The 16,717-nt window shown below is 75.4% G+C and carries 16 protein-coding genes; 4 read left to right on the top strand and 12 right to left on the bottom strand.

Translation table 11 applies throughout. The annotated features are described in order from the left end of the window. Nucleotides 1-52 precede the first annotated feature (52 nt). Nucleotides 53-976, top strand: coding sequence for a type IV toxin-antitoxin system AbiEi family antitoxin domain-containing protein (locus tag PGN05_RS10710; RefSeq protein WP_419752523.1), 924 nt, complete (start codon nt 53-55; stop codon nt 974-976). Between the two features lie 93 nt (nt 977-1,069). Here PGN05_RS10710 and PGN05_RS10715 read toward each other — a convergent pair whose 3' ends face one another. From PGN05_RS10715 to PGN05_RS10735, 5 genes are all read right to left on the bottom strand, one after another. After that, a complete protein-coding gene (locus PGN05_RS10715) occupies nt 1,070-2,365 on the bottom strand; it encodes a PhoH family protein (RefSeq protein ID WP_419752524.1) in 1,296 nt (431 codons plus the stop codon). Nucleotides 2,366-2,587: 222 nt separating this feature from the next. After that, on the bottom strand, nt 2,588-2,773 hold the full coding sequence (locus PGN05_RS10720) for a hypothetical protein (RefSeq protein WP_419752525.1): 186 nt from the start codon (nt 2,771-2,773) through the stop codon (nt 2,588-2,590). 3 nt (nt 2,774-2,776) lie between these two features. Next, entirely contained in the window at nt 2,777-3,994 is a 1,218-nt protein-coding gene (locus PGN05_RS10725) for a DUF885 domain-containing protein (protein WP_419752526.1), read from the bottom strand. A 13-nt stretch (nt 3,995-4,007) separates the two neighbouring features. Further along, a complete protein-coding gene (locus tag PGN05_RS10730) occupies nt 4,008-4,787 on the bottom strand; it encodes an isoprenyl transferase (protein WP_419752527.1) in 780 nt (259 codons plus the stop codon). 75 nt (nt 4,788-4,862) lie between these two features. Continuing rightward, complete coding sequence (locus PGN05_RS10735) at nt 4,863-5,522, bottom strand: glycoside hydrolase family 16 protein (protein ID WP_419752528.1); 660 nt, start codon at nt 5,520-5,522, stop codon at nt 4,863-4,865. Nucleotides 5,523-6,354: 832 nt separating this feature from the next. On the opposite strand from PGN05_RS10735, the gene trhA reads away from it, so the two are divergent. Then, nucleotides 6,355-7,170 carry a PAQR family membrane homeostasis protein TrhA gene (trhA, locus tag PGN05_RS10740; protein WP_419752529.1) on the top strand — a complete coding sequence of 272 codons (816 nt, stop codon included), beginning with the start codon at nt 6,355-6,357 and terminating at the stop codon, nt 7,168-7,170. Nucleotides 7,171-7,212: 42 nt separating this feature from the next. Here the strand turns inward: trhA and PGN05_RS10745 are convergent, their stop codons facing one another. From PGN05_RS10745 to PGN05_RS10770, 6 genes are all read right to left on the bottom strand, one after another. Then, nucleotides 7,213-8,481, bottom strand: coding sequence for a geranylgeranyl reductase family protein (locus PGN05_RS10745; protein WP_419752530.1), 1,269 nt, complete (start codon nt 8,479-8,481; stop codon nt 7,213-7,215). Nucleotides 8,482-8,501: 20 nt separating this feature from the next. Next, nucleotides 8,502-9,164 carry a maleylpyruvate isomerase N-terminal domain-containing protein gene (locus PGN05_RS10750; protein WP_419752531.1) on the bottom strand — a complete coding sequence of 221 codons (663 nt, stop codon included), beginning with the start codon at nt 9,162-9,164 and terminating at the stop codon, nt 8,502-8,504. Between the two features lie 19 nt (nt 9,165-9,183). Then, nucleotides 9,184-9,810 (bottom strand): hypothetical protein, encoded by a 627-nt coding sequence (locus PGN05_RS10755; protein ID WP_419752532.1) that lies wholly within the window; start codon nt 9,808-9,810, stop codon nt 9,184-9,186. Between the two features lie 56 nt (nt 9,811-9,866). Continuing rightward, a complete protein-coding gene (locus PGN05_RS10760; RefSeq protein ID WP_419752533.1) occupies nt 9,867-11,864 on the bottom strand; it encodes a thioredoxin domain-containing protein in 1,998 nt (665 codons plus the stop codon). A gap of 78 nt (nt 11,865-11,942) precedes the next feature. Next, nucleotides 11,943-13,307, bottom strand: coding sequence for an alpha/beta fold hydrolase (locus tag PGN05_RS10765; protein ID WP_419752534.1), 1,365 nt, complete (start codon nt 13,305-13,307; stop codon nt 11,943-11,945). Nucleotides 13,308-13,389: 82 nt separating this feature from the next. Next, entirely contained in the window at nt 13,390-13,836 is a 447-nt protein-coding gene (locus PGN05_RS10770; RefSeq protein ID WP_419752535.1) for a hypothetical protein, read from the bottom strand. 310 nt (nt 13,837-14,146) lie between these two features. Here PGN05_RS10770 and PGN05_RS10775 point away from each other — a divergent pair, with 310 nt between their 5' ends. After that, nucleotides 14,147-14,719, top strand: a complete 573-nt coding sequence (locus PGN05_RS10775) for an AMIN-like domain-containing (lipo)protein (RefSeq protein ID WP_419752536.1) — start codon at nt 14,147-14,149, stop codon at nt 14,717-14,719. Nucleotides 14,720-15,102: 383 nt separating this feature from the next. Here the strand turns inward: PGN05_RS10775 and mca are convergent, their stop codons facing one another. Beyond that, entirely contained in the window at nt 15,103-15,990 is an 888-nt protein-coding gene (gene mca / locus PGN05_RS10780; protein WP_419752537.1) for a mycothiol conjugate amidase Mca, read from the bottom strand. A 212-nt stretch (nt 15,991-16,202) separates the two neighbouring features. Here mca and greA point away from each other — a divergent pair, with 212 nt between their 5' ends. Further along, nucleotides 16,203-16,706 carry a transcription elongation factor GreA gene (greA, locus tag PGN05_RS10785; RefSeq protein ID WP_419752538.1) on the top strand — a complete coding sequence of 168 codons (504 nt, stop codon included), beginning with the start codon at nt 16,203-16,205 and terminating at the stop codon, nt 16,704-16,706. The last annotated feature ends 11 nt before the right edge of the window (nt 16,707-16,717 follow it).

The raw sequence follows: 16,717 nt of genomic DNA on the forward strand, positions 1-16,717 counted from the left end.
CAGGTCGCGCCGACGGACCCGCGCACCCGCGGGCGGCGGTCACGCTGCCCCGGTGAGCGATCGAGAACCGTGGCCCGAACTGCTCCGCCGCGGCGACGCCCTCGCCGGTGGCCTCTCGGACGGCGAGCTGGCCCGGATGGTCCGCCGCGGCGAGCTGGAACGCCTGCAGCGCGGCGCCTACCTGGCTCCCGGGGCCGTGGCCGAGCGCCGGCGCCTCGTCATCACCGCGACGGTCGCCGGGCTGCGCCGCCCCGGGTTCGTCAGCCACGGGTCGGCGGCGGTCCTGCACGGGTTGCCGCTGTGGGGCGTCGCCCTGCCGCGGGTGCACCTGGTCCGGCGCCCGCCGGCTGCGGGGAGCGGGAGCGCCCGGGTGCACCTCCACGTCGCCGAGGTCCCGGACGACCAGGTCGTCCTCGTCGATGGGCTCCTGGTCACCGACGCCACCCGCACCGTCGTCGACCTGGCCCGCACCGTCCCCTTCGAGCCGGCCGTGGTCACGGCGGACGCCGCGCTCGCTGCCGGCGTCACCACCGGGCCGGTGCTGCGCGCCTGTCTCGCCGGCATGGGCCCCGTGCCCGGCGCCCGGCGCGCGGCGCGGGTCCTGGACTTCGCCGACGCACGGAGCGGCAGCGTCGGGGAGAGCCGGAGTCGGGTGCTGATCCGGCGGCTCGGGCTGCCTGTGCCCGACCTCCAGGTACCGGTGCGTCGCGCGGACGGTGGGCTGATCGGCCGCAGTGACTTCGGCTGGCACGAGCAGCGGTCCCTCGCCGAGTTCGACGGGCGGGTGAAGTACGGGCGCCTCCTCCGGCCGGGCCAGGAGCCGGGCGACGCCGTGTTCGAGGAGAAGCTGCGCGAGGACGAGATGCGCGACGCGGGCTGGCAGATGGCCCGGTGGACGTGGGGCGACCTCGACCGGCCCGCTGTCGTGGGGGCGCGGCTCCGGCGGGCCTTCGCGCGCGGCGCGCGGGCGGCCTGACCCCCTCTTGCGGCGTTCCGCCCGCGGTCGCGGTGGTGTACCACCGCGACCGCGGTCAGAGAACCGCGAGAGCGAGCCCGCAATGGGCCCGGGTCAGTGCGGGAGGTCCTCCAGCATCTCGGTGACCAGCGCGGCGATCGCCGAGCGCTCCGAGCGGGTCAGGGTCACGTGCGCGAACAGCGGGTGCCCCTTCAGCTGCTCGACCACCGCCGCGATCCCGTCGTGCCGGCCGACCCGCAGGTTGTCCCGCTGCGCGACGTCGTGGGTGAGCACCACCCGCGACCCCGAGCCCAGCCGCGACAGCACGGTCAGCAGCACCCCGCGCTCGAGGGACTGCGCCTCGTCGACGATCACGAAGGAGTCGTGCAGCGACCGGCCGCGGATGTGGGTGAGGGGCAGCACCTCGATGAGGTCGCGGGAGGCGATCTCCTCGAGCACGTCCTTGGACACCAGCGCGCCGAGGGTGTCGTAGACCGCCTGCGCCCAGGGCGACATCTTCTCGCCCTCGCCGCCGGGCAGGTACCCGAGCTCCTGGCCCCCGACGGCGTACAGCGGCCGGAAGATGACCACCTTCTTGTGCGCCCGGCGCTCCATCACCGACTCGAGCCCGGCACACAGCGCGAGCGCCGACTTGCCCGTGCCGGCCCGCCCGCCGAGCGAGACGATGCCGATGTCGGGGTCCAGCAGCAGGTCGAGCGCCACCCGCTGCTCCGCGGAGCGGCCGTGCAGCCCGAACGCCTCGCGGTCCCCGCGCACCAGCCGCACCTGCTTGTCGGGGGTGACCCGCCCCAGCGCCGAGCCGCGGGAGGACAGCAGCACCAGCCCCGTGTGCGGCGGCAGCTCGGCCGCGGCGGCCACGAACACCTCGCCGGCCTCGTACAGCTCGTCCAGCTCGCCGTCGTCCAGCGACAGCTCGGCCATGCCGGTCCAGCCGGCGTCGACGGCGTCCAGCGCCCGGTACTCGTCGGTCTCCAGGCCCACGGCGGCCGCCTTCACGCGCAGCGGCACGTCCTTGGTCACCAGGCAGACGTCGCGCCCCTCGGCCCGCAGGTTGAGCGCGACCACCATGATCCGGCTGTCGTTGCTGTCGTTGCGGAATCCGGCCGGGAGCACCGACGGGTCGCTGTGGTTCAGCTCGACGTGCAGGGTGCCGCCGTCCTCGCCCACCGGGACCGGGTCGTCGAGCCGGCCGTGGGCCACCCGCAGGTCGTCGAGCAGGCGCAGCGCCTGGCGGGCGAACCAGCCGAGCTCGGGGTGGTTGCGCTTGTCCTCGAGCTCCCCGATCACGACGAGCGGGAGCACCACGTCGTTGTCGCCGAGGCGCAGCAGCGCGGCGGGGTCCGAGAGCAGGACGGAGGTGTCGAGGACGAACGTGCGGCGATTACTCACGAGTCGACTCCCGAGGGGCGCGGTCTACGCCCCGGATCGAAGGTGGCCGGGCCCCGGCACAGGGGCCGGGCACCGGCCCCCTGGTCGACGAACGACGTCGCACCAACCGGGCCTCCCGTGGACGGCGAGGTGAGCTCGCCCTCCACCGCGGACGTTAGGCCCAGGAGGTGACAGGAACGTGTCCGGACGGCGTCGTGTCACCCTGTCGGGGCACCACGCGACTCACCCGTCCCAGGGCCTCCGCCGCGGCCGGACGGCGACCAGCGCCCATCCCAGCGGCACCAGCAGGACCGGCCACTGCAGGGCCAGGTCACCCACCCACCAGATGCCGCCGACGAGCAGGACGGCGAGCCACCCCGCCGTCCACAGGCCCAGGTCACGGGCCTCCTCCGGGCTGCGCCGCGCCATGCCTCAGGCGGCCTGCAGCTCTCGGGTGACGGCGGCCGGCGTGAGCGGCTCGTCCAGCAGCCGGACGAAGCGGTCGGCGACCGGCTGGCCGGCCGGGCGGGCGTCCAGCCAGGTCGAGAGCAGGTCGAAGCCCTCGACGTAGGTGGTGGTGTACGCCCGCCACAGCGGGTGGGTCAGGAACCGCAGCTGCTGCCGGGCCCGCTCGGCGCTCACCAGCGACCACTGCTGGATGAAGGCGGCCACCTCGTCCGCGTCGGCGCCGCGGTCGTGCAGGAGGACGGCGGCGTCCTGGCGCACCCGGTTGAGCGGCGCCACCGCGGCCGCGACCCGCTCGGCCAGGTGCCCGTCGAAGCGCAGCCCGAGGTCGCCGAGGACGTCGGCGGCCCACGGCCCCCAGCCCGCACCGATCGACGCCTGCACGCCCAGGTCGGCCAGCCCCTCGGCCATGAGGCACTCGGGGGTGTTGACGAGGAAGACGGTGTGCTCCAGCCGCGCGGCCCGCTCCACCAGCCCCTGCTCCTTGCGGCAGTGCTCGGTGTGGTGCCCCGGGTAGGACTCGTGCGCGACCAGGTGCGGGAGCTGCCCCAGCCGGTGCGGCAGGTCGGCGTTGATGGCGACCCGCGAGCGGTAGTCCCCCTCGTAGTAGTTGAACCCCGACCAGGGCTTGTCGGTGACCACCTCGTACCGCACCGTCTCGACCTCGGGCAGCCCGTACGCGCCGCGGACCCGGTCGCGCAGCGCGCTGGACAGCGCGTGCACCGCGTCCGACAGCCGCTGCGGCGGGCACTCCTCGCGGCGCCGGTGCGCGGCGTACCGCTCGGCCAGCGGGGCGCTGCCGGGCAGCAGCGCGTCGAGCTCGGCGTGCGCGGCGGCGTAGTCGGCCGGGTCGCCGAGGGTCAGCCGCACCTGGAAGTAGCTGGCCACCTCGTCGAGGAACGCGACCGGCTCGCCGCTCATCTTCCGCGCCGTGCACTCCAGACCGGTCAGCTGGCCGCGGAGGAACTCGGCGCGGTCGGCCGGCAGGCCGGCGACGTCGAGCTCGCCGAGCAGCGCCCGCGCCTGGTCGCGCAGCCCCTGCGGAGTGGGCGCCGGCTCGTCGTCGACCTGCGCCCGGATCCGGCGGTCCCCGGTGTAGGCGTCGACGAAGCCGTGCTCCAGCCGGTCGAACCGCAGCCCCAGCCGCACGTACTCCAGGGGGACGTCGAGAGGGAGGGCCGCCATGACCGGCAGTTTCTCAGCAGCCGAAGCGGCGGTGTCGGGCGGCGTAGGCCCGGAGCGCGCGCAGGAAGTCCACCCGCCGGAAGTCGGGCCAGTAGACGTCGGTGAAGTGGAACTCCGAGTGCGCCGTCTGCCAGAGCAGGAACCCCGACAGCCGCTGCTCCCCGCTGGTGCGGATCACCAGGTCCGGATCGGGCTGGCCGCGGGTGTAGAGGTGCTCGGCGATGTGCTCCACGTCGAGCACCCCCACCAGCTCGTCGAGCGTCGTCCCCCGCTCGGCGTGCTCGGCCAACAGCGACCGGACGGCGTCGGCGATCTCCCGCCGTCCCCCGTAGCCCACGGCGAGGTTCACCGTGGCCCCTGGCCGGTCCCGGGTGGCCTCCTCGGCCTGCTTGAGGACGGCGACGGTCTCGGCCGGCAGCAGCTCGAGGGCCCCCACCGCGCGCAGCTGCCATCGCCGGTCGGCCGCGGCGAGGTCCTCCGCGACGCCCTCGATGATCCGCAGCAGCGGGACCAGCTCCGGTTCGGGCCGGGAGAGGTTGTCGGTGGAGAGCAGGAAGAGGGTGACCACCTCCACGCCCGCCTCGTCGCACCACCCCAGGAACCCGGCGATCCGGTCCGCGCCGCGGCGGTGTCCGTCGTTGGGGTCGTCCAGCCCGATGGCGCGGGCCCAGCGGCGGTTGCCGTCGACGATGACCCCGACGTGCCGCGGCACCTGCGCGTCCTCGAGCTCCCGCGCCAGCCGCCGCTCGTACACCTCGGTGAGGACGTCGCGCACCCACTGACGCACCCCCACGGAGGTCACCCTAGGCCCGCGCCCGGTCACGCTGCCGACCCGGGAGGGACACCAGCGCGCCCCTCCCGGTCGGCGTCAGGCGCGCGACCAGGCGGCCACCCAGTCGACCTGCACGCGGCCCGACGCGCCGCCGCCGGGAGCGCCGCCGTCGAGCGCGGTCTCGGTCTGCAGCACCCAGCGCATGGGGTCGGTGGGGATGGCGCTGCGGTCGGTGGTCGACTGCGCCTGGCCGTCGAGGATGAAGGTGACCCGGTCCGCCGTCCACTCGATGGTCGCGGTGTGCCAGTCGGTCATCGACGTGCCCGTGTTCATGTGCCAGGCGTTGCGCGACGGGTTGCCGGTCACGTCGTGGGAGAACCCGGAGATGGTGCTGCCGAGGTCGGCCTCGGGGAAGTCGATCTCGCCCTGGCTCCAGTCGTCGTTCGACGGCCACAGCAGCCACGCGATCTTGTAGCCGGGGACGTCGTCGGCGCGGAAGCGGACCGAGTAGCGGCCGTACAGCTGCCCGTTCCAGGCCTTGCCGTTGACGGCGGGCGTGAGCGCCGCGACCTGGGCGCCGCCGTTCCCCGAGTGCAGGTTCTTGGTGACGACACCGCCGGACACGCTGACGACCGCGTCGCTGTTGTACGTGCCGTTCTTGGAGGTGTCCCGCCCGCCGTCGTAGCCGGACCAGCCGGGGTAGACCGAGTCGAACTGGCCGAGCGCGGCGTCACGGGAGAAGTCCTCGGCGAGCACGAGGTTCCAGCCGTCGAGGTTCGTGGCGGGGATCGCACTGCCGGACGACGGGACCGCGGCCGGGGCGGGAGCCGGGGCAGGGGCCGGCGCCGGGGCCGGGGCGGGCCGGGGGGCCGGAGCGGGCGCCGGCGCGCTGGACGACGTCCCCGCCGGGGGCTGCTGCGGAGCCTGGGGGGTGCCGGGTGCGGACGAGCCCGCCCCTGCACCGCCCCCCGTCCGCCGCGTCGAGGACGCGCGGGCCGGCGCCTCGACCTCGGTCGGCGGCGCCTGCGTCGCGGTGCTGGAGGTCGCGTCGGGCGAGCGGCTCCAGGAGGACTCGCGGGACCCGCGGGACGCCGCGTCCGGGGAGACCGCGGAGGCGCGGTCCTCCGCCGGAGCAGCGGTGGCGGCCGCCGGCGGCTGCTCGACCGCGACGACTTCGTGGCTGACGACGAGGCCACCTCCGACGGCGCTGGTGACAACGCAGGCCGACAGGAGGCGACGGGCGAGGAGGAGTTTGAGAAACATCGACGAGGACGGTAGCGCTTCGTAATCAGATCGATACGAACTGATGTGTTCCGAAGCGCGTCGTAGCTGGGGAGGACCGCATGGGTGCTATGCGTGATCGCCGACCTCGAATGTGCAGGTCATGAGCCACATCTGCGTGACGGACCGGTCCTGCTGCGCAATCGTCACAGGGGCGCCGCGAGCGCACTTCATGACTTGCGCCACAGCAGTCTCACGACCGCACGAGTCACACCCGTCACAGCCGTCACGGAGGTCACAGCCGGGCCGGTCCGGAGCCCTCCGACGCCCCCCGGCGCGCGCCGACTCCGCGGCTTAACCTCGGTCCATGAGCGCCTTCCCCGATGCCCGCGACCCGGTGCGGGTCGAGGCGGACAGCGCTGAGCTCGAGGCGCCGCGCGCCGACGCCGTGGCCACCGTCGTCAGCGAGGGCGAACGCGTCGAGCACACGTGGACCGCCGAGGACTTCGCCGACGAGGACTGGGACCACCCCGACACCCGGCCGCGGATGCGGGGCTGGCTGCACCTGTTCGCGTTCTTCGGCGCGATCGTCGCCGGCGCCGTCCTCATCCCGCTGGCCTCGGTCCTCGGCGCCCGCTCCGGGTTCTCCGTGGCGGTCTACTGCCTGACCATCTGCGGCCTGTTCGGGGTGAGCGCGCTCTACCACCGCCGGCGCTGGTCACCGCGCGGCTGGAAGATCATGAAGCGGCTCGACCACTCGATGATCTTCCTGTTCATCGCCGGCACGTACACGCCGTTCGCGCTGCTGGCCGTCAACCAGCCGACCGGCTACTGGATCCTCGCCGGGGTCTGGGCCGGGGCCCTCGCCGGAGTCAGCCTGAAGCTCACCTGGCCGACCGCCCCGCGCTGGGTCGGCGTGCCCCTCTACATCGGGCTGGGCTGGGTCGCGGTGTTCATCCTCACCGACATCCTGCACATCGCCGGGGTCACCTCGCTGGTGCTGCTGGCCGTGGGCGGCGTGCTCTACACGATCGGCGGGATCGCCTACGCGATCAGAAAGCCCAACCCGTGGCCCGGCGTCTTCGGCTACCACGAGGTCTTCCACGCAATGACGATCGTGGCCGCGATCTGCCACTACATCGCCGTCTACTTCGCGATGTACAACTCGCCCTTCCTGGGCTGAGGGAGCCCCCCTCCTGTCGGTTTCCGCGAGAACCGACGGGGGTCAGGCCGTCCGGAGGTCGGCGGCGGGGAACGGCGGGCGGTCGTCCACCCGGACCGACAGCCGGCCGGCCAGCCGCCACGCCCGCGCGACCACGTCGCGGTCGGCGTCGGTGACCAGGTTGCCCATCACCCGGAGCGCGACCGTCATCAGCGCCGGCGAGCGCATGCCCACCGGACCCGCCGCGGGGAGGAAGCGGGGGACGGTGAGCAGCCCGGCCAGCCGCCGCGCGATGGAGAACGCCTCGCCGTAGTGCCGGCGCAGCGTCGCGGGCCACGCGAGCGACCAGTCGTCCTCGTCGAGCAGGCCGGCGAGGGTCCGGCCGGTCTCCATCCCGTAGTCGATCCCCTCGCCGTTGAGCGGGTTCACACACCCGGCGGCGTCCCCGATCAGCGCCCAGTTCCGGCCCGCGACCCCCGACACCGCGCCGCCCATGGGCAGCAGCGCCGAGGCCGGCGCCTCCACCGGCCCGTCCAGCCGCCAGTCCGCGCGGCGGGCGTCGGCGTAGGTCTCCAGCAGCGACTTGAGCTGCACGCCCGCGGGACGGCGCGCGGTGGCCAGCGTGCCGACGCCGATGTTCACCTGCCCGGACGCCGCGCCGAGCGGGAAGACCCAGCCGTAGCCGGACAGCAGCTCACCGTCGGCGCCACGCAGCTCCAGGTGCGAGGAGATCCACTCGTCGTCGGCCCGGGCGGAGCGCACGTAGCCGCGGGCGGCCACGCCGTAGGCGGTCTCCCGGTGCCACTCGCGGCCGAGCACCCGCCCCAGCGGCGAGCGGACGCCGTCGGCGACCACGAGCCGCCGGCAGCCGACGGTGACCGTCTCGTCGTCGGCCAGCTCGAACACCACCCCCGTCACCCGGTCGCCGTTCCGCTCGACGTCGACCGCGCGGGCGCCGTCCAGCGGAACGGCGCCGGCGGCCAGCGCGACCTCGCGGATCCGCGCGTCCAGCTCGGTGCGCGGCACCGCGCTGCCGTGGTCGGGGAACGCGCCACCGGGCCAGGGCAGCTCCCAGACCCGGCCGAAGCCGGCGGCGCGCAGCCCGCGGTTGCGGGCGCGGGCCCGCGCCCAGTCGCCCAGGTCCAGCGCGTCGAGCTCGGCGACCGCGCGGGGGGTGAGCCCGTCGCCGCAGGTCTTGTCGCGCGGGAAGCGCGCCGCGTCGGCGAGGACGACGTCCCGGCCGGTCCGCGCCGCCCACGCCGCGGCGGCCGAGCCCGCGGGGCCGGCGCCGACGACGAGGACGTCGGTCGAGATCGGGAGCGCGGCGGTCACGCCCCCAGTGTCCCTGGTGCTCAGCCGAACAACGGGAACCGCTCTGCCGCGGCCCCCAGCTCGGCGCGGTCACCGGCCTCCAGCGGTTCCCGGCCGGTGCCGCGCCGGGCCACGGTGACGTCGTCCCACTCCTGCGGCAGCGGGCCGCCGAGCAGGCCCTCGAGCACGCGGCGCACCTCGGCCAGCGGCGCCGGGCCGGGCCCGGGCCGGTCCAGGTGCAGCACCAGGTCCAGGTGGTGGACCGCCGCCTCGACGACGAGGGTGGACAGCAGGTCGGCCACCGTCAGGGCCGCGCCCTGGCTGGCGACGACCTCATCCGGCGCCACCCGGCCGGCCGCCACGACGACCGCGGCGGATGCCTCCGCGTAGCGCCGCTGCACCGCTCCCAACCCGCCCTGGACGCTGGCCGCCACGCGGGTGCTCCACAGCTCGTCCTCGTCGTCCGGCGCCGGCGGACGCCAGGCCCGCCAGTAGTCGACGGCGGTGGTGTCCGCCGGGCCGGGCGCCGGGGTGTGCAGCGCGACCAGCGCCCGGCGGGCGTCGCCGAGCAGGTGGAAACCCAGGTCGACCGGCGTCCAGCCGGCGCAGCCGGTCGGCTGCCAGCCCTCGCCGGCGCTCAGGGACGAGAGCACCTCCGAGAGGTCGGCGTAGGCGGCGTGCAGCAGGTCCAGCGGCTCGGGCACCCGGCCAGCCTGGCACCGCTCACTCGGAGCGGGGACCCCGCGCGCGCACCTCCTCGACGGCGGCCATCGCGTCGCGCAGCTCGCCGAGCCACGACTCCGCGTGCTCCCCGACCAGGCGCACGGCCCAGGCCAGCGCATCGGAGCGGGAGCGGGCGACGCCCGCGTCCACCAGCGTGTCGAGCACCAGCCGCTCGGGCTGCCGGAGCCGGGTCATGACCGGCACGGAGAGGCTGGTGAACAGCTCGCGGGCGTCGCCGCAGGCCGCGCCCCAGGCGACCGAGCGGCCGTAGCGCTCCTGCGCCGCGTCCGCGATGCCCATGCGCTGCGAGCGGGTCTCCTCGCGGAAGCGGGCGATCCGGCCGGCGCGGGCGGCCGCGGGGTCGCCCTCCCCGGCCGACGGCTCCGGCAGCGTGCCGACGACGGTGATCTCGTCGCGGTCGATGGTCAGCTCCACCGGGCCGGTGAACCAGCCGTCGGGCAGCCGGCCGGCGAACCAGCCGGCCACCTCGGCGCGGTCGACCGGTGGGGCGGAGTCGGCGCCCCGCCCGCGGCCGCCGGGACCGCGGCCGCGGGGGCCGGGCCCGCGGAACCCGCCGCGCAGGCCGGCGAACGGGGAGTCGGAGAAGCGGTGGTGGTGTCCGTGCACGACGGCCTCCTCAGCGTGGTGATTACACGCTTACACCGTAGCTCGGGAGCGGGGCCTCAGGAAGGGTCCATCGCTGCGCCCAGAGCGGACACGTCGGTGACCGGCGCCGAGCACACGAACCCGCGGCACACGTACGCCGCGGGCCGGCCGTCCACCGGCGGTCGACCCGCGAGCAGCGGGACCCCCGGGGTGTCGGGCTCCCCCACCACGACGACGGCACCCGGGCTGGCCGAGGCCCGCGCCGCCGCGGCGAGGGCGTCGCGCCCCGGTCCCGCCGGACCGCTCACCGCGACCTCGAGCGGCCCGGCCAGCAGCGCCTCCCCGACCGCCGCGGCCCACCCGGCCGCCTGCGGTGCCCGCTCGACCAGCCGCGCCAGTGACCCGACGGCCGCCTCCCCCAGCTCGCGGTGCCGCGGCGACCCGGCGAGCGCCGCGTAGGTGACCGCGGCACCGGCGGCGGCCGCGATGCCCGCGGGCGTGGGGCCGTCGGCCGGGTCGAAGGGCCGGTGCACCAGCGCCTCGGCGTCGGAGGCGGTGTCGTGCCAGCCCTCGGCGTCGATGAACTGCTCCGCCACGACGTCGAGCAGGTCGCCGGCCAGCTCCAGCCAGCGTCCCTCGCCGGTGGCCTGGTGCAGGGCGAGCAGGCCCTCGGCGAGGTCGCCGTAGTCCTCGAGGACCCCGGCCGGCGCGCCGGCCACCCCGTTCCTCGAGACCCGGCGCAGCCGGCCGTCCACCCAGTGCGTCGAGGCCAGCAGCTCCGCCGCCCGGCGGGCGGCGGCCACGGATCCGTCGTCCCCGGTGAGGACGCCGTGGTCGGCCAGCGCCGCGATCGCGAGCCCGTTCCAGGCGGTGACCACCTTGTCGTCCCGGGCCGGCTGCGGGCGCCGCGCCCGGGCCTCGGACAGCCGCGCCCGCACCGAGGCGAACCGCTCGGGGTCGTCCGGGTCGCGGAGCAGTTGCAGCGTCGACGTCCCGTGCTCGAACGTGCCGCGCTCGGTCACGGTGAAGAGCTCCGCTGCCCAGCGCCCGTCGTCCTCGCCCAGGACCTCGACCAGCTGCGCCGGCGTCCACACGTAGGTGAGGCCCTCGACGCCCTCGGTGTCGGCGTCGAGCGCGGAGGCGAAGCCGCCCTCCGGGGTGCCGAGGTCGCGGACGAGGAAGGCCGCCGTCTCGTCGGCCACGCGCCGGGCCCACTCGTCGCCGGTGGCCCGCCACAGGCGCACGTGGACCCGCAGGAGCAGGGCGTTGTCGTAGAGCATCTTCTCGAAGTGCGGCACCACCCAGCGCTCGTCGACCGAGTACCGGGCGAACCCGCCGGCGAGCTGGTCGTTGATGCCGCCGCGGGCCATCGCCTCGAGCGTGCCACGGGCCATGCGCAGGGCCGCGTCGTCGCCGGTGCGGGCCCGGTGCCGGAGCAGGAACTCCAGGACCATCGACGGCGGGAACTTGGGAGCGCCGCCGAAGCCGCCGTACCGCTCGTCGTGGCCGCCGGCCAGCGCCGCCACCGCGGCGTCCAGCACCCGCGGTTCTAGCGGCGAGGGCGCGGCGAGCTCCAGGCGTGCGGAGATGCCCTGCACGATCCGGGTGCCGGCGTCCTCCAGCTCCGCCCGCCGGCTCCGCCAGGCGTCGGTGACCGCCGACAGCACCTGCCGGAACGCCGGCATCCCGGAGACCGGCCGGGGCGGGAAGTAGGTGCCGCAGTAGAACGGCCGGCCCTCGGGCGTGGTGAACACCGTCATGGGCCAGCCACCGTGCCCGGTGAGCGCCTGGGTGGCGGTCATGTAGACGCTGTCGACGTCCGGGCGCTCCTCGCGGTCGACCTTCACGCACACGAAGTCGGCGTTCAACTGCGCCGCGGTGGCCTCGTCCTCGAACGACTCGTGCGCCATGACGTGGCACCAGTGGCAGGCGGCGTAGCCCACCGAGACCAGGACGGGGACGTCGCGCTCCCGCGCCTCGGCGAACGCCTCGTCTCCCCACTCCCGCCAGTCGACCGGGTTGTCCGCGTGCTGCAGCAGGTAGGGGCTCGTGGCCGCGGCGAGACGGTTCGGCATGCCCCTCCTCTTCCCCCACCGGCCGCCGTGCGAACGGCTGCGGCGACGGCTGGATCCGGCTCACCGGCGGGGGCGGCGTCAGTGCGGCGCGAGGGGTGTCCCCGTCCGCGCGGCCTGGACGACGTCCCCGATCGCGCGCGCCGACAACTGCGCCCCGTGCTCCTCGTCGAGCAGGCCGGCGTGCGTCGCGTCCGCGGTGCGGTGGCTGCTGTCGGTGGACAGCGCGGCCATCCGGTGGTGGGCAGCCGCCCAGTCCGGATCGGCCGCGTGCTCGGCCGCGGTGACCACCACCAGCGGCCTGCTGCCGAGGGTGGACAGCGCCTGAGCCTGGGTCAGCAGCGTGGGCAGGGTGGCCGACTCGGCGACGGTGTTGCGTGCGCCGCGAGGGCTGCTGGCGAACGCCTGCAACCGACCCGCGGCCGGCTCGGGCAGGGCGGTCCAGAAGGAGGTCGGCAGCAGCCGCCCGATGCCGAGGCGGGTCAGGCTGGGCAGCACGGCGACCGCGCTGGGCGGACCGGAGTGGGTCTCGCCGGTGCCGGCGGACCGGTAGGGGCTGGTGGCGTCGAGCAGGACCATCCCGGCCACCTGCTCGGGGTAGCGGGCGGCGTAGGTCATCGCGTGGTCGCCGCCGATGGAGTGCCCGACCAGCACGTACGGGCCGCTCTCGCCGGCGCGGGCGAGCAGGGCGTGCAGGTCTGCGGCGGCGGCCAGTCCGTCCTGCGAGCCGGCTGCGTCCTCGCTCCAGCCCTGCCCGGCGCGGTCGTAGGCACAGACCCGGGTGGTGCCGGCGACGGCCGGGGCGATCCGCGCCCAGCTGGCCGAGAACCCGCCCAGCCCGCTCTGCAGGACGACGGTGGGGCCGCCCGAGCCGGTGCAGTCCAGGTGCAGCCGGTGGCCGCCGACGTCGTGAAGCTGACCCGGCATGGCGTGGGCGCGCTGGTCGGCGGCGAGCCCGACGGTCTCGATCGCGCCGCCGACGGCCGCGGCGGCCATCAGCGCCACCACGGGGTGGAGCAGCCGGCGGCCGCTGCCGGCCGCCAGCGAGCGGCGCACACGGAGGACCGTCCACCCGGCGAGAGCGAGCAGCAGCGGTGGCCAGGCCCAGCCGGCGGCGGTCAACACCCGGTCGTCCGGGACAGCTACGAGCAGCCCCAGCCCGGTCGTCCCCAGGACGGCCGCCGGCACCCAGGCCCACCGCTGGGGCTGGTCGGTCGTGCGGGCCGACAGGACCGCGAGCACCGCCCAGCCGACCGCGAAGCCGAGCAGGGCCGATCCGGTGATGACGGGCTCGGGTGCGCCGGCGAACACGACCAGGGGGAGGAGGGCGGCGAGGACCGCCCCGGTCAGCAGCGATCCGGCGATGACCCGTCGGATGGGGCCGCGGCGGGGTCCCCGGCCGGCGGCGGGAGCGGCCGCTGCGGCGGTCGGCGTGGTGGTGGTCATCGTGCGGCCTTCCTGGGGATGGGGTGGACGGCTGGGGCCGAGCGTCGGCGGCACCGCTCGACCCGGTGGACGCGCCGGGTGCTCAGGAGAGGCCGGGGACGCCGGCCGCGATCGCCACGGCGACCAGCCCGGCGGCGACGACGTCGACGGTGGCGCAGAACGGCGGCCACCAGCGGGTGCCCGCGACGAAGCCGGTGCGGTGCTGCCACGCGTCCTTGACGCCGTGGCCGACCAGGCCGGCGACGATCAGCCAGGGCGTCCCGGTCACCGCGGCCGCGGCGACGACCACGAACGCGGTCGCGACGACCGTCTCGACGGCGAGGACGTGCGCGCGCCCGTCGGCGACGGCGAAGCCGATGTAGACGGCGGCGATCAGGGCGAGCCCCAGGGCGTAGACGGTCGCGGGGTCCAGCCAGGGGAAGGCGAACGGGGAGGCGGCCTGGAGAACGCCGAGGACGACGCCCCACGCCACCGGTGTGCGCAGGCTGCGGTGCCCGGAGCGGGCCGGGACGGCGGTGAAGGCGGTCATGAGGACCTCCGAGCGGCGGTGGAGCGGCGGGTGCGCGGGGTCATGGCGCAGATGGTCGGCGGGGCCGAGACCGTGCGGATGTACCGGAGGTCATGGTCCGGGTCACCCTCTGGCACGGGCGGAGCGGACGAGGAACCGTCACGCAGAGCACAGATGCCAGGACCCGTCGAGTGCACACGCCGACTGCTCGGCGAATCGTGACGACAAGATGGCGGTTCCTTCGTGGTGTGCAGACGTCACGAGCACTGGTGCGGTCCGCGCGTGTCGGCGGATTCTCACGACGTCCACACCGACTGCTCAGGAGGTTTCCATGACCGGGACCCGCGTCCGCATCCTCGTTGCCGTCGTCGCGGCCCTCGCCGGCCTGGGGGTGATCGCGCCCGCGGCCGCGAACGCCAGCCCCTACTGCGGCCTCACCTGGGGCTCTCAGGCGAAGTCCGTGCACGCCACCGAGCCCGGCGACGACCTCGTCACGGGCGTCCGGGCCGGCCGGCACGCCTGCTACGACCGGGTGGTCGTCGACGTCGCCGACGTGTCCGGTTTCGACGCCTGGTCGGTCCGCTACGTGCCGGCGGTCCGGTCGCCGGGCAGCGGGGACGTCGTCCCGCTGCGCGGCGGTGCGGCGCTGCAGGTGACCCTGGGCGCCGTGGCGTACGACGAGAGCGGCGACCCGACCTACTCGCCGGCCAACCCGCGGGAGGTCGTCGACGTCCGCGGCTTCCCCACCCTGCGGCAGGTGCGGTGGCTGGGCTCCTACGAGGGCCGGACCGACCTCGGCATCGGCACGCGGGCCCGGCTGCCCTTCCGGGTGTTCCTCATCGAGGGCAGCTCCGCGGGCCTCGACCGGTTGGTCATCGACGTCGCGCACCGCTGGGAGCAGTGACCGCTGCGCCCTCCCCCGTCCGCGGGGAGGGCGCGGCGGACCGCGGCGACGGGCGGCCGGTCCGCCCCGAGGGGGGCCCCGGCCGGCCGCGTCGTCGCGGGGCGGCTCGGTGGCCAGGGGCGCGCGGCGCAGCGTGTCCAGCAGCTCCTGGCCGGGCTCCGGGCGGGGCTCCACCAGTTCGGCCGGGGTGTCCGGGACGACGACCTGCGGCTCCTCGTCGGCCGGGTCGAAGCTGGTCGGCAGCCGCTTGAGGTGCCGCGACATCGACTTGACCAGCAGCGCGGTCGCGATGAGCAGCAGCACGAGGAGCAGCAGGCCCAGGGGGCCGGACTTGCCGACGTCCTCGGGCAGCTGCTCGCCGGCGGCCAGCACGGCGGCGGCGGTCATCGGACGATCACCTCGCTGCGGACGCCGGCGAACAGGTCGTCCTCGGGCGCGGGCGAGTCGACGACCGAGCGCGCCAGCTCGTAGTCCTCGGTCGGCCACACCTGCTGCTGGACCTCCATGGGGCAGGCGAACCAGCGGCCGAGCGGATCGATCTGCGTCGCGTGCGCGATGAGCGCGGCGTCCCGGACGGGGAAGTACTCCGCGCAGGGCACCTTCGTGGTGACCCGGTGCGACATGTCGCGGTCCGGGTCCCAGTTCTCCAGCCACTCGGCGTAGGGCGACTCCGCGCCGGAGGCGAGGATGGCCTCGTGCAGCGCCCGGGTCCGGGGCAGCGTGAAGCTCATGTGGTAGTAGAGCTTGAGCGGCTGCCACGGCTCGCCGAGCTCGGGGTAGCGGTCGGGGTCGCCGGCGGCCTCGAACGCGTGCACCGAGATCTCGTGGGTCTTGATGTGGTCGGGGTGGGGGTACCCGCCTCGCTCGTCGTAGGTGGTGATGACGTGCGGCCGGAACCGCCGGATCAGCTCCACCAGCGGCGCCGCCGCCTCCTCGGTCGGCACCAGCGCGAAGCAGCCCTCGGGCAGCGGCGGCAGCGGGTCGCCCTCGGGCAGGCCGGAGTCGACGAAGCCGAGGAACTCCTGCTCGATGCCGAGGACCTCCCGGGCGCGGTCCATCTCCTCGCGGCGGATCTGGGGCAGGCGCTCCCAGACGTCCGGGCGGTCCATCGCCGGGTTGAGCACGGAGCCGCGCTCACCGCCGGTGCAGGTCGCCACCATGACGCGGACGCCCTCCGCGACGTACTTCGCCATCGTCGCGGCGCCCTTGCTCGACTCGTCGTCGGGATGGGCGTGCACGGCGAGCAGGCGCAACGGGTCTGCTTCGGTCACCAGGACATCATCCCCCGCTCGTGCGGGGTGCCGCCGCCCCCGGGGGCTCCGATCGGGTGGACGTGGCGCGGGTCACCCGGGGGCCGGTTCCCTCCCGGGTCCCGCGCCACTCCGACCGGAACACGCACCGCCCGAGCGGTGTTACGTTGACCGTTCTGAACGCGGCCGTTCCCCGGACGGGGAGCGGCCACCGACATTTCAGGAGCACCGTCGTGTCCACCCCCACTGACGAGCAGGACCAGGGCGTCTGGCTGACCCAGGAGGCCCACGACCGGTTGAAGGCCGAGCTCGACACGCTGGTGGCGGGCCGGCCGGCCATGGCCGCCGAGATCAACGCCCGCCGCGAGGAGGGCGACCTCCGCGAGAACGGCGGCTACCACGCCGCCAAGGACGAGCAGGGCAAGCAGGAGGGCCGGATCCGCCAGCTGACCGACCTGCTGCGCAAGGCGCGGGTCGGCGACGCCCCGACGACGGCGACCCACGCCGCCACCGGCACGGTCATCACCATCCGCTTCCAGGGCGACGACGAGACCGAGAAGTTCCTCCTCGGCTCGCGCGAGATCGTCGGCACCACCGACCTGTCGGTGTACTCCCCCGAGTCCGCCCTCGGTGCGGCCATCCTCGGCGCCGCGCCGGGCGCGACGGTGACCTACCAGGCGCCCAACGGCCGCGACATCACCGTCGACGTCGTCGCCGTCGAGCCCTTCGTCCCCTGACCGCGGGCACT

It is taken from the genome of Geodermatophilus sp. CPCC 206100, from assembly GCF_048569675.1.
GTDB lineage: Bacteria > Actinomycetota > Actinomycetes > Mycobacteriales > Geodermatophilaceae > Geodermatophilus.